21 protein-coding genes and 4 tRNA genes are annotated in these 26,141 nt (G+C 36.0%); 23 read left to right on the top strand and 2 right to left on the bottom strand.

Annotated features, from left to right (window positions below; all coding sequences use genetic code 11):
• The first annotated feature begins 222 nt into the window (after positions 1 to 222).
• The 17 genes from rpsU (at position 223) to HX049_RS15525 (ending at position 15,019) form a co-directional block, all read left to right on the top strand.
• Positions 223 to 417: a 30S ribosomal protein S21 gene (gene rpsU / locus HX049_RS15605; RefSeq protein ID WP_038987509.1), complete on the top strand. Its 195-nt coding sequence runs from the start codon at positions 223 to 225 to the stop codon at positions 415 to 417.
• A gap of 65 nt (positions 418 to 482) precedes the next feature.
• A complete protein-coding gene (locus HX049_RS15600; RefSeq protein ID WP_286416989.1) occupies positions 483 to 1,385 on the top strand; it encodes a tyrosine-type recombinase/integrase in 903 nt (300 codons plus the stop codon).
• Positions 1,386 to 1,404: 19 nt separating this feature from the next.
• Complete coding sequence (gene hpf / locus HX049_RS15595) at positions 1,405 to 1,704, top strand: ribosome hibernation-promoting factor, HPF/YfiA family (protein ID WP_006262106.1); 300 nt, start codon at positions 1,405 to 1,407, stop codon at positions 1,702 to 1,704.
• Between the two features lie 93 nt (positions 1,705 to 1,797).
• Positions 1,798 to 1,871, top strand: a tRNA-Thr gene (locus tag HX049_RS15590).
• Between the two features lie 30 nt (positions 1,872 to 1,901).
• Positions 1,902 to 1,982 (top strand) — tRNA-Tyr (locus HX049_RS15585).
• Positions 1,983 to 2,002: 20 nt separating this feature from the next.
• Positions 2,003 to 2,074: transfer RNA gene (locus HX049_RS15580), tRNA-Thr, on the top strand.
• A 58-nt stretch (positions 2,075 to 2,132) separates the two neighbouring features.
• Complete coding sequence (tuf, locus tag HX049_RS15575) at positions 2,133 to 3,320, top strand: elongation factor Tu (protein ID WP_131540232.1); 1,188 nt, start codon at positions 2,133 to 2,135, stop codon at positions 3,318 to 3,320.
• Between the two features lie 60 nt (positions 3,321 to 3,380).
• Positions 3,381 to 3,451: transfer RNA gene (locus HX049_RS15570), tRNA-Trp, on the top strand.
• 16 nt (positions 3,452 to 3,467) lie between these two features.
• A complete protein-coding gene (secE, locus tag HX049_RS15565; protein WP_286416986.1) occupies positions 3,468 to 3,665 on the top strand; it encodes a preprotein translocase subunit SecE in 198 nt (65 codons plus the stop codon).
• A gap of 19 nt (positions 3,666 to 3,684) precedes the next feature.
• Complete coding sequence (gene nusG / locus HX049_RS15560; protein WP_131540231.1) at positions 3,685 to 4,236, top strand: transcription termination/antitermination protein NusG; 552 nt, start codon at positions 3,685 to 3,687, stop codon at positions 4,234 to 4,236.
• Between the two features lie 56 nt (positions 4,237 to 4,292).
• Positions 4,293 to 4,730, top strand: a complete 438-nt coding sequence (gene rplK, locus HX049_RS15555) for a 50S ribosomal protein L11 (protein ID WP_006259593.1) — start codon at positions 4,293 to 4,295, stop codon at positions 4,728 to 4,730.
• 18 nt (positions 4,731 to 4,748) lie between these two features.
• The gene (gene rplA / locus HX049_RS15550) at positions 4,749 to 5,438 is read left to right on the top strand and encodes a 50S ribosomal protein L1 (protein WP_006259591.1); all 690 of its coding nucleotides are present in this window, start codon (positions 4,749 to 4,751) and stop codon (positions 5,436 to 5,438) included.
• Between the two features lie 23 nt (positions 5,439 to 5,461).
• Entirely contained in the window at positions 5,462 to 5,950 is a 489-nt protein-coding gene (rplJ, locus tag HX049_RS15545; RefSeq protein ID WP_006259590.1) for a 50S ribosomal protein L10, read from the top strand.
• Between the two features lie 83 nt (positions 5,951 to 6,033).
• Positions 6,034 to 6,402, top strand: a complete 369-nt coding sequence (gene rplL / locus HX049_RS15540; RefSeq protein WP_131540230.1) for a 50S ribosomal protein L7/L12 — start codon at positions 6,034 to 6,036, stop codon at positions 6,400 to 6,402.
• Between the two features lie 125 nt (positions 6,403 to 6,527).
• On the top strand, positions 6,528 to 10,340 hold the full coding sequence (gene rpoB, locus HX049_RS15535; protein ID WP_131540229.1) for a DNA-directed RNA polymerase subunit beta: 3,813 nt from the start codon (positions 6,528 to 6,530) through the stop codon (positions 10,338 to 10,340).
• A 70-nt stretch (positions 10,341 to 10,410) separates the two neighbouring features.
• The gene (gene rpoC, locus HX049_RS15530; protein ID WP_131540228.1) at positions 10,411 to 14,706 is read left to right on the top strand and encodes a DNA-directed RNA polymerase subunit beta'; all 4,296 of its coding nucleotides are present in this window, start codon (positions 10,411 to 10,413) and stop codon (positions 14,704 to 14,706) included.
• A 4-nt stretch (positions 14,707 to 14,710) separates the two neighbouring features.
• Positions 14,711 to 15,019, top strand: coding sequence for a DUF3467 domain-containing protein (locus HX049_RS15525; RefSeq protein ID WP_006264687.1), 309 nt, complete (start codon positions 14,711 to 14,713; stop codon positions 15,017 to 15,019).
• A gap of 144 nt (positions 15,020 to 15,163) precedes the next feature.
• Here the strand turns inward: HX049_RS15525 and HX049_RS15520 are convergent, their stop codons facing one another.
• The gene (locus tag HX049_RS15520) at positions 15,164 to 15,532 is read right to left on the bottom strand and encodes a hypothetical protein (RefSeq protein ID WP_131540226.1); all 369 of its coding nucleotides are present in this window, start codon (positions 15,530 to 15,532) and stop codon (positions 15,164 to 15,166) included.
• Positions 15,529 to 16,122 carry a superoxide dismutase gene (locus HX049_RS15515; protein WP_286416985.1) on the bottom strand — a complete coding sequence of 198 codons (594 nt, stop codon included), beginning with the start codon at positions 16,120 to 16,122 and terminating at the stop codon, positions 15,529 to 15,531. Before HX049_RS15515 ends, HX049_RS15520 begins: the two co-directional genes overlap by 4 nt.
• Before the next feature lie 211 nt (positions 16,123 to 16,333).
• On the opposite strand from HX049_RS15515, the gene HX049_RS15510 reads away from it, so the two are divergent.
• From HX049_RS15510 to HX049_RS15485, 6 genes are all read left to right on the top strand, one after another.
• Positions 16,334 to 19,582, top strand: a complete 3,249-nt coding sequence (locus HX049_RS15510) for a SusC/RagA family TonB-linked outer membrane protein (RefSeq protein ID WP_286416984.1) — start codon at positions 16,334 to 16,336, stop codon at positions 19,580 to 19,582.
• Between the two features lie 17 nt (positions 19,583 to 19,599).
• The gene (locus HX049_RS15505) at positions 19,600 to 21,048 is read left to right on the top strand and encodes a SusD/RagB family nutrient-binding outer membrane lipoprotein (protein WP_286416982.1); all 1,449 of its coding nucleotides are present in this window, start codon (positions 19,600 to 19,602) and stop codon (positions 21,046 to 21,048) included.
• A 708-nt stretch (positions 21,049 to 21,756) separates the two neighbouring features.
• Positions 21,757 to 22,755, top strand: coding sequence for a pyruvate dehydrogenase (acetyl-transferring) E1 component subunit alpha (pdhA, locus tag HX049_RS15500; RefSeq protein ID WP_286416980.1), 999 nt, complete (start codon positions 21,757 to 21,759; stop codon positions 22,753 to 22,755).
• A gap of 10 nt (positions 22,756 to 22,765) precedes the next feature.
• Positions 22,766 to 24,379 carry a 2-oxo acid dehydrogenase subunit E2 gene (locus tag HX049_RS15495; RefSeq protein WP_286416978.1) on the top strand — a complete coding sequence of 538 codons (1,614 nt, stop codon included), beginning with the start codon at positions 22,766 to 22,768 and terminating at the stop codon, positions 24,377 to 24,379.
• Between the two features lie 145 nt (positions 24,380 to 24,524).
• Positions 24,525 to 25,457, top strand: a complete 933-nt coding sequence (locus tag HX049_RS15490) for a M20/M25/M40 family metallo-hydrolase (RefSeq protein WP_286416976.1) — start codon at positions 24,525 to 24,527, stop codon at positions 25,455 to 25,457.
• Position 25,458: 1 nt separating this feature from the next.
• The gene (locus HX049_RS15485; protein WP_286416974.1) at positions 25,459 to 26,136 is read left to right on the top strand and encodes an SDR family NAD(P)-dependent oxidoreductase; all 678 of its coding nucleotides are present in this window, start codon (positions 25,459 to 25,461) and stop codon (positions 26,134 to 26,136) included.
• Positions 26,137 to 26,141 lie beyond the last annotated feature (5 nt).

The raw sequence follows: 26,141 nt of genomic DNA, 5'->3' as shown, positions 1-26,141 counted from the left end.
ATGTGACATCTTTTTGATTGTGTAGGAACTTCAAAAGTAGATGTTTTTTTTCGCCAACAGCGGGGAACATTTGCCCCTTGGGGCAAATGTTCCCCGCTGTTCTTTTAAATGCTGTTGCATTTATTTGTTGAATCTAAGTTTTTAAAAAAAGTTGTTTTTTTATTGTCATGAATTAAAAAAGTTTTACTTTTGCACCACTAATGAGAGGAGGTGTATGAAAACATGTTAATCATTCCAATTAAAGACGGAGAAAATATCGATAGAGCACTTAAGCGCTACAAAAGAAAATTTGACAGAACAGGAACTTTACGTCAGTTAAGATCTCGTCAGGCATTCTTAAAACCGTCTGTACTTAAAAGAGACAAAATGCAAAAAGCTGCATACGTTCAACACTTGAGAGATTCAGTAGAAATCTAATAAGTATTGAATATTAAAAAATAACCGTTGTAATAAAGTATTAACTTTGTTGCAACGGTTTTTTTATGTTTGAAAATTTAGAAAAGTTTATTGAGTATATACAGAAAGAAAGAAAGTATTCTGACAAGACAGTTATAGCTTATCAGAACGATATTGGAGATTATGTTTCTTTCTTAGAGCAACTGTCTTTAGATTATCTAAAGGCGGGGTATGATGGTGTGCGTCTGTGGATAGTGAAGTTGTCTGAAGAAGGCTTGACTAATCGATCAATCAACAGGAAGACAAGTGCACTTAGTTCTTTTTATAAGTTTTTGTTGAAGATAGGTGAGGTGGAGACTAATCCGCTGTACCTTCATCGATCATTAAAGGTAGAAAAGAAATTACAATTACCTTTTTCGGTAAAAGAGATAGATACAGTGCGTGCCATGTTTGAAGGAAAAGAAGATTTTAATTCTTTGAGGGATTTGTTGATTGTGGAGATGTTGTATTGTCTTGGACTTCGTAGAGCGGAGTTAGTTGCTTTAGAAGTAGAAGATGTTGATTTTTATTTGCATCAAGTTCGCGTTTCAGGAAAAGGGTCAAAACAGCGTATAGTACCATTACTAGGAAGTGTGGAAGTGTTATTAAAAAAATATCTCGAAGCAAGGAGTTTGGTCTTGGGTTCTGTGGAGGGGATTAAGATACTTTTAGTAACAGAATTGGGTAAGAAAGTTGATGAAATGTTTGTTTATCGAGTAATAAATTCATACTTTAGTAATGCAACAACGAAGGAGAAGAAAAGCCCTCACATGTTGCGTCACTCTTTTGCTACGCATCTTCTGGAAGGAGGAGCGGATATTAACTCGATTAAAGAGCTAATGGGGCATGAAAGCTTATCAACTACACAAGGATATGCACAGATTAATCTAAGTGAGTTGAAGAAAGTGTATCAAAACTCGCATCCAAGAGGGAAGAATAAAGAAAAATAACCTTTTAAAACCGTTAATTATGAAAGTAAACATTCAAGCTATTAATTTCAATGTGGATCGTAAGTTGGTAGATTTTGCAAACGAGCGTTTGTCAAAAATCGAAAAGTATTATGATAAGATAGTTTCAGTAGATGTTTTTTTTAAATTAGAGAACACAAATGAAAAAGAAAATAAGATTACGGAAATAAAAGTATTGGTTCCGGGTGATGAGATGATTGTTAAAAAAACGTGTAAAACTTTCGAAGAAGGTGTGGATGCTGGAGCAGATGCACTAGAGCGATTAGTGGTAAAACACAAAGAGAAAATCAAAGCTCATTAATTTAAAAAAATAAGTAAATTGTTTTTTTTAATCAATAAAATATATACATTTGCAGTCCGTTAGAAATAGCGGACTTTTTCTATTGAGTCATTTGCCGGTGTAGCTCAGCTGGCTAGAGCAGCTGATTTGTAATCAGCAGGTCGTGGGTTCGAGTCCCTCCATCGGCTCAAAGAAAAGTAATATCAAACATGGTTTGAGGGGAGATACTCAAGCGGCCAACGAGGACGGACTGTAAATCCGTTGGGAAACCTTCGCAGGTTCGAATCCTGCTCTCCCCACAGAGAATAAGAAGCATCAAGCCGGTGTAGCTCAGGGGTAGAGTGCTTCCTTGGTAAGGAAGAGGTCACGGGTTCAAATCCCGTCATTGGCTCAGGTTTTTTTATTATATTTGAACACTAATTATATAACTAAGATTAAATTATTAAATCATGGCAAAGGAAACTTTTGATCGTTCGAAACCGCACTTAAACATCGGTACTATCGGACACGTTGACCACGGTAAAACTACTACTACTGCTGCTATTACTAAAGTATTAGCTGACGCAGGATTCTCAGAAGCTCGTTCATTTGATTCAATTGATAATGCTCCAGAAGAAAAAGAGCGTGGTATTACAATTAATACTTCTCACGTAGAGTACCAAACAAAAAACCGTCACTATGCACACGTTGACTGTCCAGGTCACGCGGATTACGTGAAAAACATGGTTACTGGTGCTGCTCAAATGGATGGTGCTATCTTAGTAGTTGCTGCTACTGATGGACCAATGCCACAAACTCGTGAGCACATCCTTTTAGGACGTCAGGTAGGTATTCCAAGAATCGTTGTATTCTTAAACAAAGTTGACTTAGTTGATGATGCTGAGTTATTAGAGCTTGTTGAGATGGAAGTAAGAGATTTATTATCTTTCTACCAATATGATGGTGATAATGGACCAGTAGTTCAAGGTTCTGCTTTAGGAGCATTAAACGGAGAGCAAAAATGGGTTGATGCATTATTACATTTAATGGAAGAAGTTGACAACTGGATCGAAGAGCCAGTACGTGACAACGAGAAACCATTCTTAATGCCAGTAGAAGACGTATTTACAATTACAGGACGTGGAACTGTTGCTACAGGACGTATCGAAACTGGAGTTGCTAATACAGGAGATGCTGTTGAAATCATCGGTATGGGAGCTGACAAATTAACTTCTACAATTACAGGAGTTGAGATGTTCCGTAAAATCTTAGACCGTGGAGAAGCTGGAGATAACGTAGGTTTATTATTGAGAGGTATTGACAAAACTGATATCCGTCGTGGTATGGTTATTTGTAAACCAGGTTCAGTAAAACCACACGCTAAATTCAAAGCTGAGGTTTATATCTTGAAAAAAGAAGAAGGTGGACGTCACACTCCATTCCATAACAACTACCGTCCACAGTTCTACGTACGTACAACTGACGTAACTGGAACAATCCAATTACCAGAAGGTACTGAGATGGTTATGCCTGGAGATAACTTAACTATCACTGTTGAGTTATTAAGCCCAATCGCTTTATCAGTAGGTTTACGTTTCGCTATCCGTGAAGGAGGTAGAACAGTAGGTGCTGGTCAGGTAACTGAAATTATTGACTAATTATTTAGTATAAATAAATTTCAAAAGTCAGTGGTTACGGCCACTGACTTTTATTAACAAACGGGTGTAGTTCAAGGGTAGAATAGCGGTCTCCAAAACCGTTGATGGGGGTTCGAATCCCTCCACCCGTGCAAAAACAATATTAACATGGCAAAGGTTTTTAATTACATATCTGATGCTTTCACAGAGTTAAAAAGTAATGTTACTTGGTCTCCGTGGTCAGAAGTTCAACGATACACTATAATAGTTGCTATTTTTGCAATTTTGTTTTCTTTAGTAACGTGGGGTGTAGACACTGCGTTTGGAAGAGTTTTAGGAGTATTTTATAATTGGGCTACTGCATAGAGAAAATTAAAGAAAGATTATGGCTGATACAAGTGTCAAAAAATGGTATGTGGTTCGTGCGGTAAGTGGACAGGAGAATAAGGTTAAGAATTATATCGAAACTGAAATTGCTCGTTTAGGTTTATCAGATTACTTATCACAGGTGTTGGTTCCTACTGAAAAAGTAGTAACTGTAAAGGATGGTAAAAAGAAAACTACTGAACGTGTTTACTTTCCAGGTTATGTTATGATTGAAGCTAACTTAACAGGAGAAGTTCCTCACGCTATTAAATCGATAACAGGGGTTATTGGTTTCTTAGGTGGAGAAAGAGGAGGAGATCCTCTTCCTTTACGTGAGTCAGAAGTAAATAGAATGTTAGGTAGAGTTGATGAACTAGCTGTAAAAGTAGAGACAGGATCTATTCCTTATGAGATAGGAGAGTCAGTAAAAGTTATCGACGGACCATTTAATGGATTCGATGGAACAATCGAAAACATTAATGAAGAGAAACGTAAACTAGAAGTAATGGTTAAGATTTTCGGAAGAAAGACACCATTAGAACTAAGTTTTACACAAGTAGAAAAATTATAATGTTACAATAGTCACATCTTGGCTTCCAAATGAGATGTGCCAAATTTTTTTAAGAAATGGCAAAAGAAATTAGTAAAGTAGTTAAACTACAAGTTAAGGGAGGTGCTGCGAACCCATCGCCACCGGTTGGACCTGCTTTGGGGGCTGCTGGAGTTAACATCATGGAGTTCTGTAAGCAATTTAATGCTAGAACACAAGATAAACCAGGCAAAGTTTTACCAGTACAAATTACTGTTTACAAAGACAAATCATTTGACTTTGTTGTTAAAACGCCACCTGCTGCTGTTCAATTATTAGAGGCTGCGAAAGTGAAATCTGGATCTGGTGAGCCTAATAGAAAAAAAGTAGCTAGCGTAACTTGGGAACAAGTTCGTGCTATTGCGGAAGACAAAATGCCTGATTTAAATGCATTTACTGTTGAGGCAGCTATGAGTATGATAGCTGGTACTGCAAGATCTATGGGAATATCAGTAACAGGAACAGCTCCTTTTTAATTGTAAAAGAAAGAAGAAATGGCAAAATTAACGAAAAAGCAAAAAGAGGCTGCTGCTAAAATTGAAAAGAATAGATTATATTCTTTGAAAGATGCATCTGCATTGATTAAAGAAGTTGCTTCTGCAAAATTTGACGAGTCTGTAGATATCGCTGTACGTTTAGGAGTTGATCCACGTAAAGCAAATCAAATGGTTCGTGGTGTGGTTACGTTACCTCACGGAACAGGTAAAGATGTAAGAGTGTTAGCATTGGTTACTCCTGATAAAGAAGCTGAAGCTACAGCTGCTGGGGCTGACTATGTTGGACTAGATGAGTACTTACAAAAGATCAAAGACGGTTGGACAGATGTTGATGTAATCATCACTATGCCTGCTGTTATGGGTAAATTAGGTCCTTTAGGTCGTATTTTAGGACCAAGAGGTTTAATGCCAAACCCTAAAACAGGAACTGTTACTATGGACGTAGCGAAAGCTGTTCAAGAAGTGAAAGCTGGTAAAATCGATTTTAAAGTTGATAAAACTGGTATTGTTCACGCATCTATCGGTAAAGTTTCTTTCGAAGCTGATAAAATTACTGAGAATGCAGCTGAATTAATCCAAACATTAATCAAATTGAAACCAACTGCAGCTAAAGGTACTTATATCAAGTCTATTAATATATCTAGTACTATGAGCCCTGCTATTGCTTTAGATCCTAAAGCAGTATAATTGGTAAATAAAAAATTATTCGTATGACTAGAGAACAGAAAGCAGTAGCGATAGAAGAATTAAAAGCTAAGTTAGCTGACGCTAATATCTTCTATATCGCTGATATATCAGGATTGAATGCTGAAGTTACTTCAAACTTAAGAAGAGCTTGTAACAAAGCTGGAATTAAAATTGAAGTAGTTAAAAATACATTGCTTGCAAAAGCGATGGAAGCTTCAGATAGAAATTATGAAGAGCTACCTTCTACTTTAAAAGGGAACAGTGCTGTTTTATTTGCAGATGTTGCAAATGGACCTGCTAAAATTATCAAAGACTTTAGAAAAAAATCTGATATTCCAGCTTTAAAAGGAGCTTATATCAATGAGGAAATCTACATCGGTGATAACAATTTAGATGCATTAGTTGCTATTAAATCTAAAGAAGAAGTTATTGGAGAAATCATTGGATTACTTCAATCACCAGCTCAAAGAGTTATTTCAGCTCTTAAAAACCAATTTAAAGACGAAGAGTAGTCAACGACTAAATCTAGTTTTTAAAGTTCATTAGAACGCACATTAATAAATTATATTTTTACAAATCATTAAAAGATAGAAAAATGGCAGATTTGAAACAATTCGCAGAACAATTAGTTAGCTTAACTGTAAAAGAAGTTAACGAATTAGCAACTATATTAAAAGATGAGTACGGAATCGAACCAGCTGCTGCTGCTGTAGTAGTTGCAGGAGGTGCTGCAGGTGATGCTGCTGAAGAGCAAACAGAATTCACTGTAGTATTAAAAGAAGCTGGAGCTTCTAAATTAGCTGTAGTTAAAGCTGTTAAAGAATTAACAGGTTTAGGATTAAAAGAAGCTAAAGATATCGTAGATTCTACACCAGCTAACATCAAAGAAGGAGTTTCTAAAGATGAGGCTGAAGGTCTTAAAAAAGCATTAGAAGAAGCTGGAGCTGTAGTAGAGCTTAAATAGTTTTTTTCTAAAAAATATTTTAGGTTTAGGTCTTGGGAAGCTTCCCACAGGCCTAAACCATTTTGCGTATAAAGAGATTTTGCGTAAAAACAATTCAAATTCTAATCAAAATTTTTTGTCCATTGATGATCACAAATCAGACTGAAAGATTAAATTTTGCCTCTACAAAGAACATACCTGCGTATCCAGATTTCTTGGATATTCAAGTTAAGTCTTTTAAAGATTTCTTTCAATTAGAAACGAAATCTGAAGAGAGAGGTAAGGAAGGTTTATACAATACCTTCATGGAGAACTTCCCGATCACTGATACAAGAAACCAGTTCGTATTGGAGTTCCTTGATTACTTTGTTGATCCTCCTCGTTATTCAATCGAAGAGTGTATTGATAGAGGATTGACTTATAGTGTTCCGCTAAAAGCGCGCTTAAAATTGTACTGTACTGATCCTGAACACGAAGATTTTGAAACAATAGTTCAAGATGTTTATTTAGGAACAATTCCGTATATGGCGCCAAGTGGTACTTTCGTAATCAATGGAGCAGAACGTGTTGTGGTTTCACAATTACACCGTTCACCTGGTGTTTTCTTTGGACAGTCATTCCATGCAAATGGAACTAAGTTATATTCGGCGAGAGTAATTCCTTTTAAGGGATCATGGATTGAGTTTGCTACCGATATCAATAGTGTAATGTACGCTTATATCGATAGAAAAAAGAAGTTACCTGTTACAACATTATTCCGTGCTATAGGATTCGAAAGAGACAAGGATATCCTAGAGATTTTCGACCTAGCAGAGGAAGTTAAAGTATCAAAAACAGGACTAAAAAAATATAGCGGAAGACGTCTTGCTGCACGTGTGTTAAACACTTGGCATGAGGATTTCGTAGATGAGGATACAGGAGAGGTTGTTTCTATTGAGAGAAATGAGATTATCTTAGACCGTGATACAGTCCTAGATAAAGATAATATCGAAGAAATCATTGAGGCTAACGTCAAAACGATCCTTTTACATAAAGAAGATAATAATCAGGCAGATTATGCCATCATACATAATACATTACAGAAGGACCCTACTAACTCTGAAAAAGAGGCAGTAGAGCACATCTACCGTCAGTTGCGTAATGCAGAACCGCCAGATGAGGAAACTGCACGTGGTATTATTGATAAATTGTTCTTCTCAGATCAACGTTACAATCTAGGTGAAGTTGGTCGTTATAGAATGAACAAAAAACTTAATCTTGATACTCCAATTGACAAACAAGTTTTAACAAAAGAGGATATTATCACTATTGTTAAATACTTGATTGAATTAATTAACTCAAAAGCTGAGATTGATGATATTGACCACTTATCTAACCGTCGCGTTAGAACTGTAGGTGAGCAATTATCTGCTCAGTTTGGTGTTGGTTTAGCTCGTATGGCGAGAACAATTCGTGAACGTATGAACGTACGTGATAACGAGGTGTTTACTCCAATTGACTTAATTAATGCTAAGACTTTGTCGTCAGTTATTAATTCATTCTTCGGAACGAACCAGTTATCTCAATTTATGGATCAAACGAATCCATTAGCAGAGATTACACACAAACGTCGTTTATCAGCTTTAGGACCTGGAGGTTTATCTAGAGAAAGAGCTGGTTTCGAGGTACGTGACGTTCACTATACTCATTACGGACGTTTATGTCCTATTGAGACACCTGAGGGACCAAACATTGGTTTGATTTCTTCTTTAGCAGTATATGCTAAGGTAAATAATATGGGATTCATCGAAACTCCTTACCGTCCAGTTGTTGAAGGGCAAGTAGATATCGTTAATGATCCTATTTATTTAAGTGCAGAAGAGGAAGAAGGTATGTTAATCGCTCAAGCGAACATTCCTGTTGATGAAAAAGGATTCATCACTGAGCAAAAAGTAGTAGTAAAAGAAGAGGGTGACTTCCCTGTAGTTGAGCCAAAAGATGTTCACTATACTGACGTTGCACCGAACCAGATTGCTTCTATTTCTGCTTCGTTAATTCCTTTCTTAGAGCACGATGATGCCAACCGTGCGTTGATGGGATCGAACATGATGCGTCAAGCAGTTCCTTTATTACGTCCAGAATCTCCAATCGTGGGTACTGGATTAGAAAGACAAGTAGCTTCAGATTCTCGTGTTTTAATTAATGCTGAAGGAGAAGGTACTGTTGAGTATGTGGATGCTCAGAAGATTATCATTAAGTATGATCGTACGGATGAAGAGCGTTTAATTAGCTTTGATCCAGATGAGAAAACATATAACTTAATTAAGTTTAGAAAAACAAATCAAAGTACAAGTATCAACTTAAAACCAATCGTAAGAAAAGGTGATAGAGTTACTAAAGGTCAAGTACTTTGTGAAGGATATGCTACTCAACAAGGAGAGCTTGCTCTAGGTCGTAATATGAAAGTGGCATTTATGCCATGGAAGGGTTACAACTTTGAGGATGCTATCGTAATTAGTGAAAGAGTAGTACGTGAAGATATCTTTACATCTATCCACATTGATGACTATACTTTAGAAGTAAGAGATACTAAATTAGGTAACGAAGAGTTAACTAATGATATTCCTAACGTTTCTGAAGAGGCAACAAAAGATTTAGATGAAAACGGTATGATCCGTATTGGTGCTGAAGTTAAGCCTGGTGATATTCTGATCGGTAAGATCACTCCAAAAGGAGAGTCTGATCCTACTCCAGAAGAGAAATTATTACGTGCTATCTTTGGTGACAAAGCAGGAGACGTTAAAGATGCTTCATTAAAAGCTTCTCCATCATTAAGAGGAGTTGTTTTAGATAAAAAATTGTTCGCAAGAGCAGTAAAAGATAAACGTAAACGTTCTAAAGATAAAGACGAATTGGCTTTATTAGAAACTAGATTTGAAGTTAAATTCAATGAGTTGAAAGAGCGTTTAGTTGAAAAATTATTCTTCATCGTGAATGGTAAAACATCTCAAGGTGTATTGAATGATTTAGGAGAAGAGATTTTACCAAAAGGTAAGAAATTTACTCAAAAAATGTTATTTGCAGTAGATGATTTTGCTCACTTAACTAAAGGACAATGGACAACTGATGAGGAGACAAACGGTATGATTACTGATTTGATCCACAACTACAAAATTAAATTAAACGATCTTCAAGGAGTTCTAAGAAGAGAGAAATTTATGATTACTGTAGGGGATGAGTTACCATCTGGAATTTTGAAATTAGCGAAAGTATATATTGCTAAGAAACGTAAATTACGTGTAGGAGATAAGATGGCTGGACGTCACGGTAACAAAGGTATTGTAGCTCGTATCGTTAGAGATGAGGATATGCCTTTCTTAGAAGATGGAACACCAGTAGATATCGTATTGAACCCATTAGGGGTACCTTCTCGTATGAACATTGGACAGATTTATGAAACAGTATTAGGATGGGCTGGTCAAAAACTTGGTAAAAAGTATGCGACTCCAATCTTCGATGGTGCTGAATTAGATCAAATCAATGCTCTTACAGATGAGGCAGGTATACCACGTTTTGGACACACTTACTTATATGATGGAGGAACAGGAGAGAGATTCCACCAACGTGCAACTGTTGGGGTTATCTATATGCTGAAACTTGGTCACATGGTAGATGATAAGATGCACGCGCGTTCTATAGGTCCTTACTCATTGATTACGCAACAACCATTAGGAGGTAAAGCTCAGTTTGGTGGTCAACGTTTTGGAGAGATGGAGGTTTGGGCATTAGAGGCTTATGGAGCATCTAGTACATTACGTGAAATCTTGACGGTAAAATCGGATGACGTTATTGGTAGAGCTAAAACTTACGAAGCAATCGTTAAAGGAGAGACTATGCCAGAACCAGGATTACCAGAATCATTCAATGTATTAATGCATGAATTAAAAGGTCTTGGACTAGACATCAGATTAGAAGAATAAACTAAGATTATAGGGTAAGCAGTGTTGCACTGCTTACTCTTTATCATACACTTTAACAAGTAAGTTTACCATGAATAAAAATAAAGAGAAAAATACCGTAAAAAGGTTTAATAAAATCTCAATAGGTTTAGCATCGCCAGAGTCTATTCTTGCAGAATCGAGAGGTGAGGTTTTAAAACCTGAAACAATCAACTATCGTACTCATAAACCAGAACGTGATGGTCTTTTCTGTGAGCGTATTTTCGGACCTGTAAAGGATTACGAATGTGCGTGTGGTAAGTATAAGAGAATCCGTTATAAAGGAATCGTGTGCGACCGTTGTGGTGTTGAAGTTACTGAGAAGAAAGTACGTAGAGATAGAGTTGGACACATCAATTTAGTTGTGCCAATTGCGCATATCTGGTACTTCCGTTCATTGCCAAACAAAATTGGTTATATCTTAGGTCTTCCTTCTAAGAAATTAGATATGATCATTTACTATGAGCGTTATGTGGTAATCCAAGCTGGTATTGCTAAAAACGTTGATGGTGAACCTATCAATAGATTAGATTTCTTAACTGAAGAAGAGTACTTAAACATTTGTGATACTCTTCCGATGGAAAATCAATATTTAGATGATACAGATCCAAATAAATTCATCGCTAAAATGGGTGCTGAGTGTATTATGGATTTATTAGCAACTACAGACTTAGATCAGTTATCTTATACTCTACGTCACGCTGCTAATAACGAAACATCTAAACAAAGAAAAACAGAGGCGTTAAAACGTCTTCAAGTAGTTGAGTCTTTCCGTGATTCTAATTTGAATCGTGAGAATAGACCAGAGTGGATGATCTTGAAAGTTATTCCTGTTATTCCACCAGAATTACGTCCATTAGTTCCACTAGATGGAGGTCGTTTTGCTACATCTGATTTAAATGACTTATATCGTCGTGTAATTATCAGAAATAATCGTCTGAAACGTTTAATGGAAATTAAAGCTCCTGAAGTAATCTTACGTAATGAGAAACGTATGCTTCAAGAAGCTGTTGATTCATTGTTCGATAACACTAGAAAGTCTTCTGCTGTTAAGACAGAATCAAACCGTCCATTAAAATCTCTTTCTGATTCATTAAAGGGTAAACAAGGACGTTTCCGTCAAAACTTACTTGGTAAACGTGTTGATTATTCAGCTCGTTCGGTAATTGTTGTTGGACCAGAATTAAAATTATTCGAGTGTGGATTGCCAAAAGATATGGCAGCTGAGCTTTACAAACCATTCGTTATTCGTAAGTTAATAGAAAGAGGAATTGTTAAGACAGTAAAATCTGCTAAGAAGATTATAGATAAAAAAGAACCTGTTGTTTGGGATATCTTAGAAAACGTAATTAAAGGACACCCAGTTTTACTTAACCGTGCTCCTACGTTACACAGATTGGGTATTCAAGCGTTCCAACCTAAGTTAATCGAGGGTAAAGCGATTCAATTACACCCATTAGTGTGTACGGCATTCAACGCCGATTTCGATGGTGACCAGATGGCAGTTCACTTACCTCTAGGACCAGAGGCAATCTTAGAAGCTCAATTATTAATGTTAGCTTCTCACAACATCTTAAACCCTGCAAATGGTGCTCCTATTACTGTACCATCTCAGGACATGGTACTTGGGTTATATTACATGACTAAGTCACGTAAATCAACTCCAGAGCATATCATCAAAGGTGAAGGATTGACTTTCTACTCTGTGGAGGAAGTACATATTGCATTAAATGAAGGTAAACTTGATCTTAACGCTAACGTTAAAGTTAGAGCTAAAGATTATAATGCTGAAGGAGAATTAGTATATCAAATTATTGAGACTTCTGCAGGTAGAATTTTATTTAATGAAGTAGTACCTGAAGTTGCAGGATATATCAATGAGGTATTAACTAAGAAATCATTAAGAGATATTATCGGTCGTATTTTAAGTATTACTGATGTACCTACTACTGCTGCATTCTTAGATGATATTAAAAACATGGGATACGGTTACGCATTCCGTGGAGGATTATCTTTCAGTTTAGGAGATATTATGATTCCTGAGCGTAAACAGGAATTAATTGATGATGCGAACCAACAAGTAGATCATATTACTATGAACTATAACATGGGACTTATCACAAATAATGAGCGTTACAACCAAGTTATTGACGTTTGGACTTCTACAAATGCTATGTTAACTGAGTTAGCAATGAAAAACATTCGTGAAGACAAACAAGGATTTAACTCAGTATATATGATGCTTGACTCTGGAGCCCGTGGTTCTAAAGAGCAGATTCGTCAGTTAACTGGTATGCGTGGTTTGATGGCTAAGCCTAAGAAATCTACAGCTGGTGGTGGAGAGATTATCGAGAACCCAATTCTTTCTAACTTTAAGGAAGGACTTTCGATTTTAGAGTATTTCATCTCTACTCACGGTGCTCGTAAAGGTCTTGCGGATACGGCGTTAAAAACAGCGGATGCTGGATACTTAACTCGTCGTCTACATGATGTAGCTCAAGATGTTATCGTTAACTCTGTTGACTGTGGTACATTGAGAGGTATTGAAGTTAAACCACTTAAGAAGAATGAGGAAGTTATCGAATCATTAGGAGAAAGAGTTTTAGGACGTGTTGCTCTTAATGCTGTGATTAACCCGCTTAACTCTGATGTATTAGTTGGAGCTGGAGAAGAAATTACTGAAGCTATCGCTAAATCAATCAATGCAGCACCAATTGAATCAATTGAGGTTCGTTCGCCATTGACTTGTGAGGCTAAAGTTGGTATATGTGCTAAATGTTACGGACGTAACTTAGCTACTGCTAGAATGGTTCAAAAAGGTGAAGCTGTTGGGGTTATTGCTGCTCAATCTATTGGGGAGCCTGGTACACAGTTAACATTGAGAACATTCCACGTGGGAGGTACTGCTGGTAACATCTCTGAAACATCTAGTATTACTGCTAAATTTAATGGTCGTTTAGAAATAGAAGATCTTAAAACAGTAAAAGGAGAGGATAATGAAGGTAATGCTATCGATATCGTTATTTCACGTTCTACTGAAGCTAAGTTATTTGATACTAATACTGGTATCCTATTAACAACAAATAACATTCCTTATGGTTCTACTATTTATGTGAATGATGGAGATGTTGTTGAGGAAGGTGCTACGTTATTTAAATGGGACCCTTATAATGGTGTAATTGTTTCTGAGTTTACTGGTAAAGTTGCTTATGAAGATATCGAACAAGGACAGACGTTCATGGTTGAGATTGATGAGCAAACAGGATTCCAAGAAAAAGTTATTACTGAGTCTAGAAATAAAAAGTTAATTCCTACTTTATTAATTTATGGTAAAGATGGTGAGTTAATTCGTTCATACAACTTACCTGTAGGTTCTCACTTAATGGTAAATGATGGTGATAAAATTAAGGCTGGTAAAGTTTTAGTTAAGATTCCTCGTCATACATCTAAAGCTGGGGATATTACTGGAGGTCTTCCAAGAATTACTGAGTTGTTAGAAGCTCGTAATCCTTCGAACCCTGCGGTAGTTTCAGAAATTGATGGTGTTGTATCGTTCGGTAAAGTTAAGAGAGGTAACAGAGAGATCGTTGTTGAGTCTAAAACAGGAGATGTTAGAAAATACTTAGTTAAGTTATCTAATCAAATTTTAGTTCAAGAGAATGACTACGTGAAAGCTGGTATGCCACTTTCTGATGGAGCTATCACTCCAGACGATATCTTAAGAATCCAAGGACCTTCTGCTGTTCAACAGTATTTAGTAAATGAGATTCAAGAGGTATATCGTCTACAAGGGGTTAAGATTAGTGATAAACACTTTGAGGTAGTTATCCGTCAAATGATGCGTAAAGTAAAAATCGAAGATCCAGGAGATACTTTATTCTTAGAAGATCAATTAGCACATGCTGCTGACTTCATTGCTGAGAATGATAGATTATATGGAATGAAGGTTGTAGTTGATGCTGGTGAGTCTGATAATTTGAAAGAAGGACAGATTATTACTATGCGTGAATTACGTGACGAGAATTCATTATTGAAACGTGAGGATAAGAACTTAGTAGTTAGTCGTGATGTTATGCCTGCTACTGGTACTCCAATGTTACAAGGTATTACTCGTGCGTCTTTACAAACGAAATCATTTATTTCTGCTGCGTCGTTCCAGGAAACAACGAAAGTGTTAAACGAAGCTGCTGTTGCAGGTAAAGTAGATGGATTAAACGGATTAAAAGAAAACGTTATTGTAGGTCACAGAATCCCTGCAGGTACAGGTATGAGAGAGTACGAAAGTATCCTTGTTAGTACTTCAGATGACGAAGGGTTTGCAAATAAAGAAACAGATTTAAACTTCTAGTATTATGGAAAAAGAACAAGATCAATTTAGCCTTGAATTAGACGAGGCAACAGCAGAAGGAGTGTATTCTAATTTAGCGATTATCAATCATTCTAATACTGAATTTGTGGTTGATTTTGTTACCATAATGCCTGGAATGCCAAAAGGTAAAGTAAAGTCTAGAATTATTTTGACGCCTCAACACGCGAAAAGATTAATGACTGCTTTACAAGAGAATATCCAGCGCTATGAAGGTAGTAATGGAAGTATAGTTGATGTTGAAGCTACTAGTGAATTGTCTGCTATAAAGTTTGGTACGAAAGGAGAAGCATAAATCCGATAGAATAGTTGATTTAATATCAACAAAATGAAAAAGGTCTACATTTAATGTAGACCTTTTTTGTTTAAAAAGAGTTTTTTATTCTTATTGTTTTAGAATTATGGCTTTACTAATTAATTGGAATAATCTCTTTTAGTTTTAAATATTATTAAGCTTTAGCTTGAAGTTAGCTAGTGTAATGGACATTTCATGATCATTGTTTATTAGCTCTTTGACATTGTCAATATAACTGTTAAGCTTAGAGACTAGTTTTTTGTACTTGTCAGTCTCTTGTTCTTTTCTATATAAGGTGACTAACCTAATAGATGTATCTATGTATTGTAGATAGAGTTTGGGACCTGTTTTTAGATACGCGTTATATGAAGCGCACAATACTTCTAGTCGACTTATGGCTTCGATATAATAGTTAATTGCTAAACTATTGTTCCCTTTTTGGAGCTGCTCGTTAGCAAGATCTTGCTTTAGTTGACAGCTTTTCTCTATGTGCATAATACATTCTATACTCATTTTGCTAAATTTTTATTGACAAATTCCCAGTTGATTGCATTCCAAAATAGTTGGATAAAGCTTGGCCTTGCATTTCTGTGGTCTATATAATACGCATGTTCCCATACATCTATAGTTAGTAAAGGCGTGTTCCCATAAACTAAGGGAGTGTCAGCATCCTTTAGACTCATAAGTTCCAGCTTATTTTCTGGAGTTAGTACTAACCATACCCATCCACTTCCAAATAATTTAGTCGCTTTGTCAATGAATTGAGTTTTTAGTTCATCTAGTGATCCGAAGTACTTTCCTATCATGTCTAGTAGTTCTTCACTAGGCTGACCACCTTGGTTAGGAGTGATGGATTTCCAGAAAAAAGAATGATTATAATGCTGTGCAGCGTTGTTAAATATGGCTACTTCTCCTTCTGCTTGAGTACCTGTGATAATATTCTCTAAACATTCATCTTCCCATTTTGTATTTGTTATTAAATGGTTAAGGTTGTTTACATACGTTTGATGATGTTTTCCATAGTGATAATCGAATCCTTCAGATGATATAAAAGAATTGAAAGCATTTTTATCATATGGCAAATCAGGAAGTTTGAATTTCATTACTTATAGTTTTATTTTTATTAGACATGGCTAAATTAATAATTTAGATTAGACTAAAAAATAATTTAGGTATTTTTTTGTTTACAATTATATAACAGTTATTAACTGTTTAGTAATGATTAAACGTTGTGCCGACTAATGGCATTTCATTCTTTTGTGACTGTATTAAGTGAGGTATTTAATACAACCAACAACAACACAATTTTAAGTAATGAAAAAAGTTAGACGTAATTGTCATCAAATTTGTTTGATTATAGGAAGTGTTTTATTACTACAATCAAATTCATTATTCGCTTCTAATGTTTCAACTGATGCGTTAGATAGTATTATCACTAAATCTTCTTCTGAGCAAAGTAGTGGCTCGATCGTAAAAGGAAAAGTAATTGATAACCTTGGATTGACTCTACCTGGTGCAGTAGTTCAGCTGTCAGGATCTAAGCACATCACATCGACAGATCTAGATGGTAACTTCACACTAGCTGTGCCTGATACTTTCTTAAAAGGTGAAATCATCATTTCTTTTATGGGATTTGAAGAGAAGAAAATGATCGTTAGTAAAGGTGATTTTGTGAATGTGACCTTAGTAGAGTCTAGTAGCATGCTTAATGAAGTTGTAGTAACGGCTTTAGGTATTAAGAGAGAAGAGAAACAATTAGGATTTTCTCAACAGACTTTGAACAGTGAACAACTTGATAATACTCGTTCTAATACTTGGTCAGATGCATTAAAAGGTAAAGTGGCTGGTATGACTATGACATCTGCTAGTTCTGGTCCAATGAATTCTACACAAATTAAGTTACGTGGAGATCGATCATTGAATGCTGATGCCAATGGAGCATTAGTGGTGGTAGATGGTGTGATTGTCAATAGTACTTTGTGGAGCAGTGGAGCAGGTGATTCTTATATAGGTACTGATGCCCCTGTAGATTATGGAAATGGGATAGCTGATATAAATCCGGATGACATAGAAAGTATCTCTGTGCTTAAAGGGCCTGGTGCAGCTGCATTATATGGTTCTAGAGCTAGTAATGGGGTATTAATGATAACTACTAAATCTGGAAAAAAAGATAAAGGATTAGGTATCTCATTTAACTCTAATGTTAGTTTTGATGTAATTCAGAGGTGGCCAAAGTATCAATACGAATATGGTCAAGGTAGTGGAAATAGCTTCGATAAAGAAGGTAATCCGTATTATTCTTACGGTTTATCAGATGATGGTGCGAATACAGGAAGTACTAGTAGTGCATTCGGACCTAAGTTTGAAGGACAATATTACTATCAATACGATCCTGTAACAGAGTCTCAAGGTGCAGAAAGAACCTTATGGAAACCTTATAAGAATAATATAAAAGACTTCTGGCGTACTGGTATTACTACAACTAATACTTTAGGTCTATCAGGAGGAAGTGATAAAGGAGATATTAGAACGACGATAACGCACTCTAAGAATGAATGGATAATGCCTAATACTGGATTTGATAGAACTACACTATCTACGAAGGCTAAGTATAATATCTCTGATGCAGTTACTTTAAACGCGAATGTTAGTTATACGAACAGAAAGAGTGATAACCTACCAGGTACAGGATATGGTAACCATACGATAGGATATTTTATGATCTTTCAGAATCCTAATGTTGACTTAGAATGGTATAGACCTATCTGGCAGAAAGATTACTATCAAACACAACAGATTCATCCGTTTAGCTCATACATAGAAAATCCTTATCTAATCGCTTATGAGACAACCAATCCAGTAAATACAAACACTATAACAGGAAGCCTATCGACTGATATTACTCTTGCACCTAAATTAAAATTAATGTTACGCGCCTCACTTAACTCGCGTAATGATAAACGTGAGCAGCGCAGACCTTATAGCACCACTAAGTTTGGTAAAGGATATTTTAGAACACAACAGATAAACTTCCAAGAGATTAATACTGATGTATTATTAACTTATACTGATAATGACTCAGATATATTTACATATAGTGGGTCTATAGGAGGGAATATGCTTGATTCTAAATATCACAGCGTTACATCTTATGTAGACGGACTAGTTACGCCTGGTGTATATATGTTAGCGAATGGTATCAATAATCCTATCACTAATGTTCTAGATGACGATTATAAAGTGAACTCTGTCTATGGAATGGCTTCGGTAGGGTATAAGAATATGGTATTCTTAGATGGAACTATTCGAAATGACTGGTCGAGTACATTGCCTAAAATGAATTGGTCATTTTTATATTCTTCATTAAACGCAAGTTTTGTGTTGAATGATATTTTTAGAATGCCTGCGAGTATTGATTATTCTAAACTGAGAGTGTCTATAGCAAAAGTAGGTAATGGTACTAAACCATATCAAACATTGAAATATTATTCTAATAGTGCCTTTGCTAGCTCTGCTACGTCTGCTACCACTTTACATAATGGTGAATTAAAACCAGAAGGTACTAATTCATTTGAGATTGGATATGAGCATAAGATGTTTGGCAATAGATTGGGCTTTGATGTGACAGTCTATGAAACCAATACAAAAAATCAAATTATTACCGTACCATTAAATTATGTAACAGGATATAATAAGGCTGTAATTAATGGTGGAGATGTACGCAATAGAGGTATTGAGCTAATGTTAAGTGGTACACCTATTAAGACAAAAGATTTCTCTTGGAATACTTCAGTGAACTGGGCTAAGAATAAGAATAAAATCTTAAGCCTAGCAGAAGAGTTCGAAGGAGGAGATCAGCAAGTATTAGCTACATCTGGTACGGCATCTATTATCGCTAAAGTAGGAGGAACTACAGGAGACTTATATGGATATAAATTTGTGAGAGATGATCAAGGACAAATCGTATATACAGATAAAGGACTTCCTGAACAATCTAAAGAAATAGAGTATATCGGTAGTGCTTATGCAGACTGGACGATGGGATGGACTAATACATTTAAGTATAAAGGATTTAAGTTCAGCTTTACGATAGATGGGCAATATGGGGGTAATGTGTACTCACAGTCTCATCATAAGATGAGTGAGCAAGGTAAACTAGAACATACCTTATACGGTAGAGAACAAGGATATATCATCGGAGATGGAGTAGTGAGAAATGGAGATGGTACATTCTCTCCTAATACGACTAAGGTAGACCCAGCAAGTTACTATAAAGAATATTATAGAAGAGCTAATCTAGAGTCTAATACATTCGATGCTTCTTATATCAAATTGAGAGAAGTGAGTTTTGAATACAATTTCTCTAAGCAAATATTAAATAAGTTACGCCTGAAGAAACTAAGCGTATCTGTATATGGACGTAACCTAGCGATGTTGTCTAACTTCCCGTTATTTGACCCAGAGACAGCAGCCTTAAATGGAGGTTCTATGATGCCAGGAGTAGAGATGGGGCAGATGCCATCACCTGCTACTTATGGTTTTAGTATTAAACTAGATATCTAATATTAAGAAAACGACAGATGAAAATCAAAAATATATTTTTAGGATTATCAGCAACAGTATTGCTGACTGTGAGTTGTACTTCTGATTTTGAAGAGAAGAATATTGATCCTAACCGTTTACAACAGATTAGCCCAGCAACGTTATTAAACCCTATCATCTATGAGATGGCTAGTCATAATATGTATCGCAGTTGGTCTCATAATAACCATCTAATGCAAGATATTGTGGTCTATCCTAGTGATGTACCAGGTATGCAACGATATGATCTAAGTGATGATGTAGGAGCGTCATCGTGGAATGCTTATTACAGATGGTTAAAGAATGCTAGAGATATGGAGTATGAAGCTGTGAAGGTAGCCGATCCTAACTATGAAGCGATGGCTCTAACTCTAAAAGCGTGGATCACTTCTAACTTAACTGATTTATTCGGGGATGTACCTTATTTTGAGGCGTCTAAGGGAGAAGAAAAAGTTCTTTATCCAGAATTTGATTCACAAGAGAAGATATATGATAGTATTTTGGCGGATTTGGAACGAGCAAATAGCTTATATGACCTAAATAGAAAGTTATTATATAACCCAGATATTTTATACATAGATTCAAAAACATACTGGGATGACTGGCAAAAGTTTACGAATAGTTTGCATTTGCGTTTATTGTTGAGAATATCAAATAAAGAGAATAAGAATGCATATCAACGTATGCTGACTATACTTAACGATCCAGATAAGTATCCTATTATTAATGATGTGAAGTCACAGGCTAATCTAAAGATAACAGGGGTGACACCTAATATCTCTCCTTGGAGTCGTATTCAAGATTTTACATTGAGTCGTAAGATGGCTTCTTTCTTTATAGATAATTTAAATGATTTTAAAGACCCAAGACTTCCACTATATGCAACAGAAGCCTATAGAGTAGAAGGAAAGAAGAAAGTATATATAGGGTATAAAGGAATACCTAGTGCCTTTGATGGTTCGGATTCACAGTTTGATTACGAAGCATCGACATTGAATAATGTTATGGCGGCTAATCCTACAGAAGCACCTATACTAACGTATGCTGAAGTATTATTTATAAAGGCGGAGTTAGCTCAGAAGGGATACTTATCAGATGCAAAGAGCTATTATGAGCAGGCGGTGAAAGAGGCTATTACCTCTAAGGGATTAGAGATGCCAACTAATTATTTTACTTTAGAAAGTACTAGGTATAATGGTACATTAGAGCGCATTATGTTACAGAAGTATTATGCATTGTATATGAATGATTATCAACAGTGGTTCGAATATAAGCGTACAGGATATCCTAAGCTACCTAAGACAGAGTCAATGCTAAATGATGGGAATATGCCTAATAGATTCCCATACCCGATCAATATACGTACTCAGAACAAAGGTAATTATGAGAAAAAAGTAGCAGAGATGGGAGGAGATAATATTAACTATAAGATGTGGTGGCAAAATTAGTTCTGTCTAGAACTACTGAGTTTATCCACTATTATAGCTTATTAAGCTAGAGAGTGTTTATAGTGTATTATATATTTTATAATGTAGGAGAGAGTCTGTTTTCACAGACTCTCTCCTTTTTTAGATATTTCATGTAGACTTATTTGGGTGTGATGTTAAACTGATGCGAGTTGAGTCTGTTATGCGTCCGTTATGCGTCTGTAGTGAGTCCGTTAATACAAGGATAGAAACGGACTTAGTATGGAGGAGAGGTAGAAGTACTATTAACTTATGTGTACTAAGAGGCGATGAACAGTTAAGGCTAATAGAAGGCAGATAATAACATTAGTATACAGTGAATACTATAAAAGAGCTTTAATAGGAGTTTTTAGAGGATTTTACAGACTAGTTATCCTTTATTGGATAGATGGCATAATTTATGTGTCTTTAAATAAGGATGTTATTAGTAATATTAAGGTTGTTATAATAAAATTAAAAAAGTATATACGGGATTTTTAGGTTTAAGTTTTAAAAAATAGAAATGTAACTAAACGATCTAATTATAAGGTATTGTTAAATTAATTGTCTAAAATATTATCAAATCTAAAATACTTCAAATAAATTTTTCAGTCTAGTGTAGATATATTATTTTTGCTTCTCCACAGTAGTGTGGTTAAACGAGAAAGTCTGTATTTTAAACGGGAGACCGTTTATGAAAAGTAAAGTCATATGAGAGAAATTACAAAAGAAGTTTATCTAAAGTGGTATGAAGACATGCTATTTTGGAGAAAGTTTGAAGATAAGCTTGCTGCTTTATATATTCAACAAAAAGTGAGAGGATTCTTGCATTTATATAATGGGCAGGAAGCAGTATTGGCTGGAGCTTTACATGCAATGGACATGTCTAAAGACAAGATGATTACAGCATATAGAAATCACGTTCAGCCAATCGGATTAGGAGTAGATCCTAAGAGAATTATGGCTGAGTTATTAGGAAAAGGTACTGGTACATCACAAGGATTAGGTGGATCTATGCACATCTTTTCTAAAGAACACCGTTTCTATGGTGGTCATGGTATCGTAGGGGGGCAAATTCCTCTAGGAGCAGGATTAGCATTCGCTGATAAATATTTCGATAGACAAGCTGTTACAATGTGTTACTTCGGTGATGGTGCAGCACGTCAAGGGTCTTTACACGAGACATTTAATATGGCTATGAACTGGAAATTGCCAGTAGTATTCATCATTGAGAACAATGGATATGCTATGGGGACTTCAGTAGAGCGTACAGCTAACCATAGTGATATTTGGAAATTAGGTTTAGGATACGAAATGCCTAGTGGACCAGTAGACGGTATGAACCCTGTAAAAGTAGCTGAAGCTATGTACGAGGCTATCGAAAGAGCACGTCGTGGAGATGGACCTACTTTATTAGAAATGAAAACGTATAGATATAGAGGTCACTCTATGTCAGATGCTCAACACTACCGTACTAAAGAGGAAGTAGAAGAGTACAAAAAAATAGATCCAATTACACAAGTATTAGATGTAATTAGAGAAAAAGGATATGCTACTGAAGCTGAGATCGAGGCAATGGATCAAAGAGTAAAAGATTACGTGGCTGAGTGTGAGAAATTCGCTGAAGAATCTCCGTTCCCAGAGAAAAACGTAATGTATGACGTAGTATACGAACAAGAGAATTACCCTTTTATACCTCACAGATTATAATAAAAAGAACATGGCAGAAGTAATTACAATGCCACGCTTAAGCGACACGATGACAGAAGGTGTTGTTGCAGCATGGTTAAAAAAAGTTGGAGATAAGATTTCTGAAGGAGATATCCTTGCAGAAATTGAAACAGACAAAGCAACAATGGAGTTTGAATCATTTAATTCAGGGACATTGTTATATATTGGATTACAAGAAGGTGAATCTGCTCCTGTAGATTCGTTACTTGCTATTATAGGAAATGAAGGTGAAGATATTTCTGCTTTAATCAGTGGTGCGGGTAATGCTGCTCCAGCTGCTGAGGCTGCTGCTCCTGTAGCAGAAGCTAAAGTTGAAACACCAGCTCCTGCTGCGGCTGCTATGCCTGCTGGAGTTAAAATCATTACTATGCCTCGTCTTAGTGATACTATGACTGATGGTACAGTAGCTACTTGGATTAAAAAAGTAGGTGATAAGGTTCAGGAAGGTGATATCCTTGCAGAAATCGAAACTGATAAAGCTACTATGGAGTTCGAAGCTTTTGAGGCTGGAACTTTATTATATGTAGGTATTAACGAAGGTGAGTCTGCTCCTGTTGATAGCGTATTAGCGATCTTAGGACCAGAAGGAACTGACGTATCAGCTGTAGTTGCATCTGCTCAAAACGGTGGTGCTATCGCTGTTGAGGCTCCTGCTACGGAGGCTCCTAAAGCTGAAGAACCAAAAACTGTAAGCGTGGAGGCTACTACTTCTACTAATGGGAGAGTATTCATTTCTCCATTGGCTAAGAAAATTGCTGAAGATAAAGGAATAAATATTACTGAGGTGAAAGGTTCTGGTGAGAATGGACGTATCATCAAACGCGATATTGAAAACTATACACCTGCTGCTAAAACTGCTGCTCCTGTAGCTGCAGCTACTGCGGCTGTACCTGCTGTTAAGGCATTCGTACCAGCTGGAGAAGTAAGTGTAGAGGAAGTGAAAAACTCACAAATGCGTAAAACTATTGCTCGTCGTTTAGCTGAGTCTAAGTTTACTGCTCCTCATTACTATTTAACTATCGAGTTAGATATGGATAATGCTATCGAGTCTCGTAAGATTATCAATAACTTACCTGATACGAAAGTATCATTTAACGATATGGTAGTGAAAGCATGTGCTATGGCACTTCGCAAGCATCCTCAGGTGAATACACAATGGACTGATAATGCAACTATCTATAACAACCACATCAATATCGGTGTAGCTGTAGCTGTAGAGGATGGATTAGTAGTACCAGTATTACCATTCACTGATCAAATGTCTTTAACTCATATTGGTGGTAAAGTAAAAGAATTAGCTGGTAAAGCTAAAACTAAAAAACTTACTCCTGCTGAGATGGAAGGAAGTACATTCACTGTGTCTAACTTAGGTATGTTTGGTATTCAGTCATTTACTTCTATTATCAACCAACCAAACTCTGCAATTCTATCAGTAGGTGCTATTATAGAAAAACCAGTAGTGAAGAATGGTCAGATCGTAGTAGGTAATACAATGACAGTAACTCTAGCATGTGACCACAGAACTGTGGACGGTGCTACAGGTGCTCAGTTCTTACAAACATTTAAAGATTATGTAGAGAACCCAGTGACTATGTTGGCGTAATCTAAATAATAATATACTTAAGCCCTTATTCTTTTGAATAAGGGCTTTTTTATTGATAATAATTTATTGTATATGCTACATATACAGTAGAAATTATTTTCTATAGTTAATTACCTTTTTGTATTTTTGATAAAAATATTTATAAATGAGAATTTTAAGCCTATTGGCAGCAGTCTTATTAGTTGGATGTGCTACTACTAAGACACCATCTGTTGTTAAAGCTAATGCTGAACAAAAGAATATTAAAGAAACATTATATTATTTAGCTTCTGATGAGTTACTAGGTAGAGATACTGGTACAGAAGGAGGTAAGATGGCTGGTGAGTACTTAGCTAAACGATTAGCGGAGTATAAGATTAAGCCTTATTATAGTTCTTATAACGATACGTTACAGAATGTAGCAGATGCTTGGAATATCGTAGGAGTTATACCAGGTAGTGATGAGACTTTAAAAAACGAGGTAGTGGTATTAGGTGCTCATTATGACCATATCGGAATAGAAAAGCCTGTAGATGGAGATTCTATTGCTAATGGAGCGAATGACAATGCAGCTGGTACAGCTATCCTGTTAGAATTAGCACGTAACTTAAAGTTACAGAATAATAAGCGTACAGTACTTGTGGCGTTCTTCACAGGAGAAGAAAAGGGATTATGGGGATCTAAACATTTAGCAGAGCGTCTTAAAGAAGAGAATGTGAATGTAGTGTCTATGCTTAATTTCGAAATGCTAGGACTACCTATGAAGAGAGATTATATGACTTATCTAACGGGATACGATCTGTCTACTATGGCAAGTAAGTTAAATGAATTGGCAGGGAAGCCTATTGTAGGTAAATTAGAAAAGGCTGAAGAGTTTAATTTGTTTAAGCGTTCTGATAATTATCCTTTTTACCAAATGTTTAAAGTACCATGTCAAACGTTTAGTTCTTTTGACTTTGAAAATTATGAATATTACCACCATGTAAAGGATGAAGCTCATTTAATGGATTTAAATTTTATGACTTCTTTTACACAAGATATAATACCGGTTGTGAACAAACTTGTTAATTTAGCTCCGGGAGAAATAAGAATGTATTAAGATGAAAAATGTAATTGTTACAGGGACAAGTAGAGGTATTGGACTAGAGTGTGTGCAATGGTTGTCAAAATTAGGTCATAATGTATTGGCAGTGTCTAGAAAAATATCAGATAAACTTATTGATTTAGATAATGTCACTTGTTTAGCTGTTGATATAACTAAAGAAGAAGACCTTCAGAAGGTAGTTGATTATGTACAGGACAATTGGGAGCATGTAGATATCCTGATTAATAACGCTGGAGCTATTGTGAACAAACCTTTTGAGGAGATTACACAAGAAGACTTTCAGTATGTATATAATGTAAATGTATTCGGTGCAGTTCGCCTAATGCAAGTTACTATACCATTTATGAAAGTGAATAGTCATGTGGTATCTGTAAGTAGTATGGGAGGAGTACAAGGAGTGTTAAAGTTCGGAGGATTAGCTGCATATAGTTCTAGTAAAGGAGCTATCACTATCTTAAGTGAGTTGTTAGCTGAAGAATATAAGGATAAGGGAATATTCTTTAATGTAGTAGCTTTAGGAGCAGTACAGACAGAGATGTTAGAAGAGGCATTCCCAGGATATCAAGCTCCACTTATGCCAGATGAAATGGCTGAGTATATCGTGAATTTTGCGATACATGGGAATAGATTTTTTAATGGGAAGGTATTGCAAGTGTCTACTACTACCCCTTAAATTAA

This window comes from Myroides odoratimimus (genome assembly GCF_030326305.1).
In the GTDB taxonomy this organism is placed as follows: domain Bacteria; phylum Bacteroidota; class Bacteroidia; order Flavobacteriales; family Flavobacteriaceae; genus Flavobacterium; species Flavobacterium odoratimimum_A.
The sequence above is the reverse complement of the archived record's forward strand: the minus strand, read 5'-3'. Positions and strand labels throughout refer to the sequence as shown.

Bases quoted from the DNA above. Each gene is read 5' to 3' on its own strand.
- rpsU (WP_038987509.1), top strand. From the start codon at position 223: ATGTTAATCATTCCAATTAAAGACGGAGAAAATATCGATAGAGCACTT.
- HX049_RS15600 (WP_286416989.1), top strand. From the start codon at position 483: ATGTTTGAAAATTTAGAAAAGTTTATTGAGTATATACAGAAAGAAAGA.
- hpf (WP_006262106.1), top strand. From the start codon at position 1,405: ATGAAAGTAAACATTCAAGCTATTAATTTCAATGTGGATCGTAAGTTG.
- tuf (WP_131540232.1), top strand. From the start codon at position 2,133: ATGGCAAAGGAAACTTTTGATCGTTCGAAACCGCACTTAAACATCGGT.
- secE (WP_286416986.1), top strand. From the start codon at position 3,468: ATGGCAAAGGTTTTTAATTACATATCTGATGCTTTCACAGAGTTAAAA.
- nusG (WP_131540231.1), top strand. From the start codon at position 3,685: ATGGCTGATACAAGTGTCAAAAAATGGTATGTGGTTCGTGCGGTAAGT.
- rplK (WP_006259593.1), top strand. From the start codon at position 4,293: ATGGCAAAAGAAATTAGTAAAGTAGTTAAACTACAAGTTAAGGGAGGT.
- rplA (WP_006259591.1), top strand. From the start codon at position 4,749: ATGGCAAAATTAACGAAAAAGCAAAAAGAGGCTGCTGCTAAAATTGAA.
- rplJ (WP_006259590.1), top strand. From the start codon at position 5,462: ATGACTAGAGAACAGAAAGCAGTAGCGATAGAAGAATTAAAAGCTAAG.
- rplL (WP_131540230.1), top strand. From the start codon at position 6,034: ATGGCAGATTTGAAACAATTCGCAGAACAATTAGTTAGCTTAACTGTA.
- rpoB (WP_131540229.1), top strand. From the start codon at position 6,528: ATGATCACAAATCAGACTGAAAGATTAAATTTTGCCTCTACAAAGAAC.
- rpoC (WP_131540228.1), top strand. From the start codon at position 10,411: ATGAATAAAAATAAAGAGAAAAATACCGTAAAAAGGTTTAATAAAATC.
- HX049_RS15525 (WP_006264687.1), top strand. From the start codon at position 14,711: ATGGAAAAAGAACAAGATCAATTTAGCCTTGAATTAGACGAGGCAACA.
- HX049_RS15520 (WP_131540226.1), bottom strand. From the start codon at position 15,532: ATGAGTATAGAATGTATTATGCACATAGAGAAAAGCTGTCAACTAAAG.
- HX049_RS15515 (WP_286416985.1), bottom strand. From the start codon at position 16,122: ATGAAATTCAAACTTCCTGATTTGCCATATGATAAAAATGCTTTCAAT.
- HX049_RS15510 (WP_286416984.1), top strand. From the start codon at position 16,334: ATGAAAAAAGTTAGACGTAATTGTCATCAAATTTGTTTGATTATAGGA.
- HX049_RS15505 (WP_286416982.1), top strand. From the start codon at position 19,600: ATGAAAATCAAAAATATATTTTTAGGATTATCAGCAACAGTATTGCTG.
- pdhA (WP_286416980.1), top strand. From the start codon at position 21,757: ATGAGAGAAATTACAAAAGAAGTTTATCTAAAGTGGTATGAAGACATG.
- HX049_RS15495 (WP_286416978.1), top strand. From the start codon at position 22,766: ATGGCAGAAGTAATTACAATGCCACGCTTAAGCGACACGATGACAGAA.
- HX049_RS15490 (WP_286416976.1), top strand. From the start codon at position 24,525: ATGAGAATTTTAAGCCTATTGGCAGCAGTCTTATTAGTTGGATGTGCT.
- HX049_RS15485 (WP_286416974.1), top strand. From the start codon at position 25,459: ATGAAAAATGTAATTGTTACAGGGACAAGTAGAGGTATTGGACTAGAG.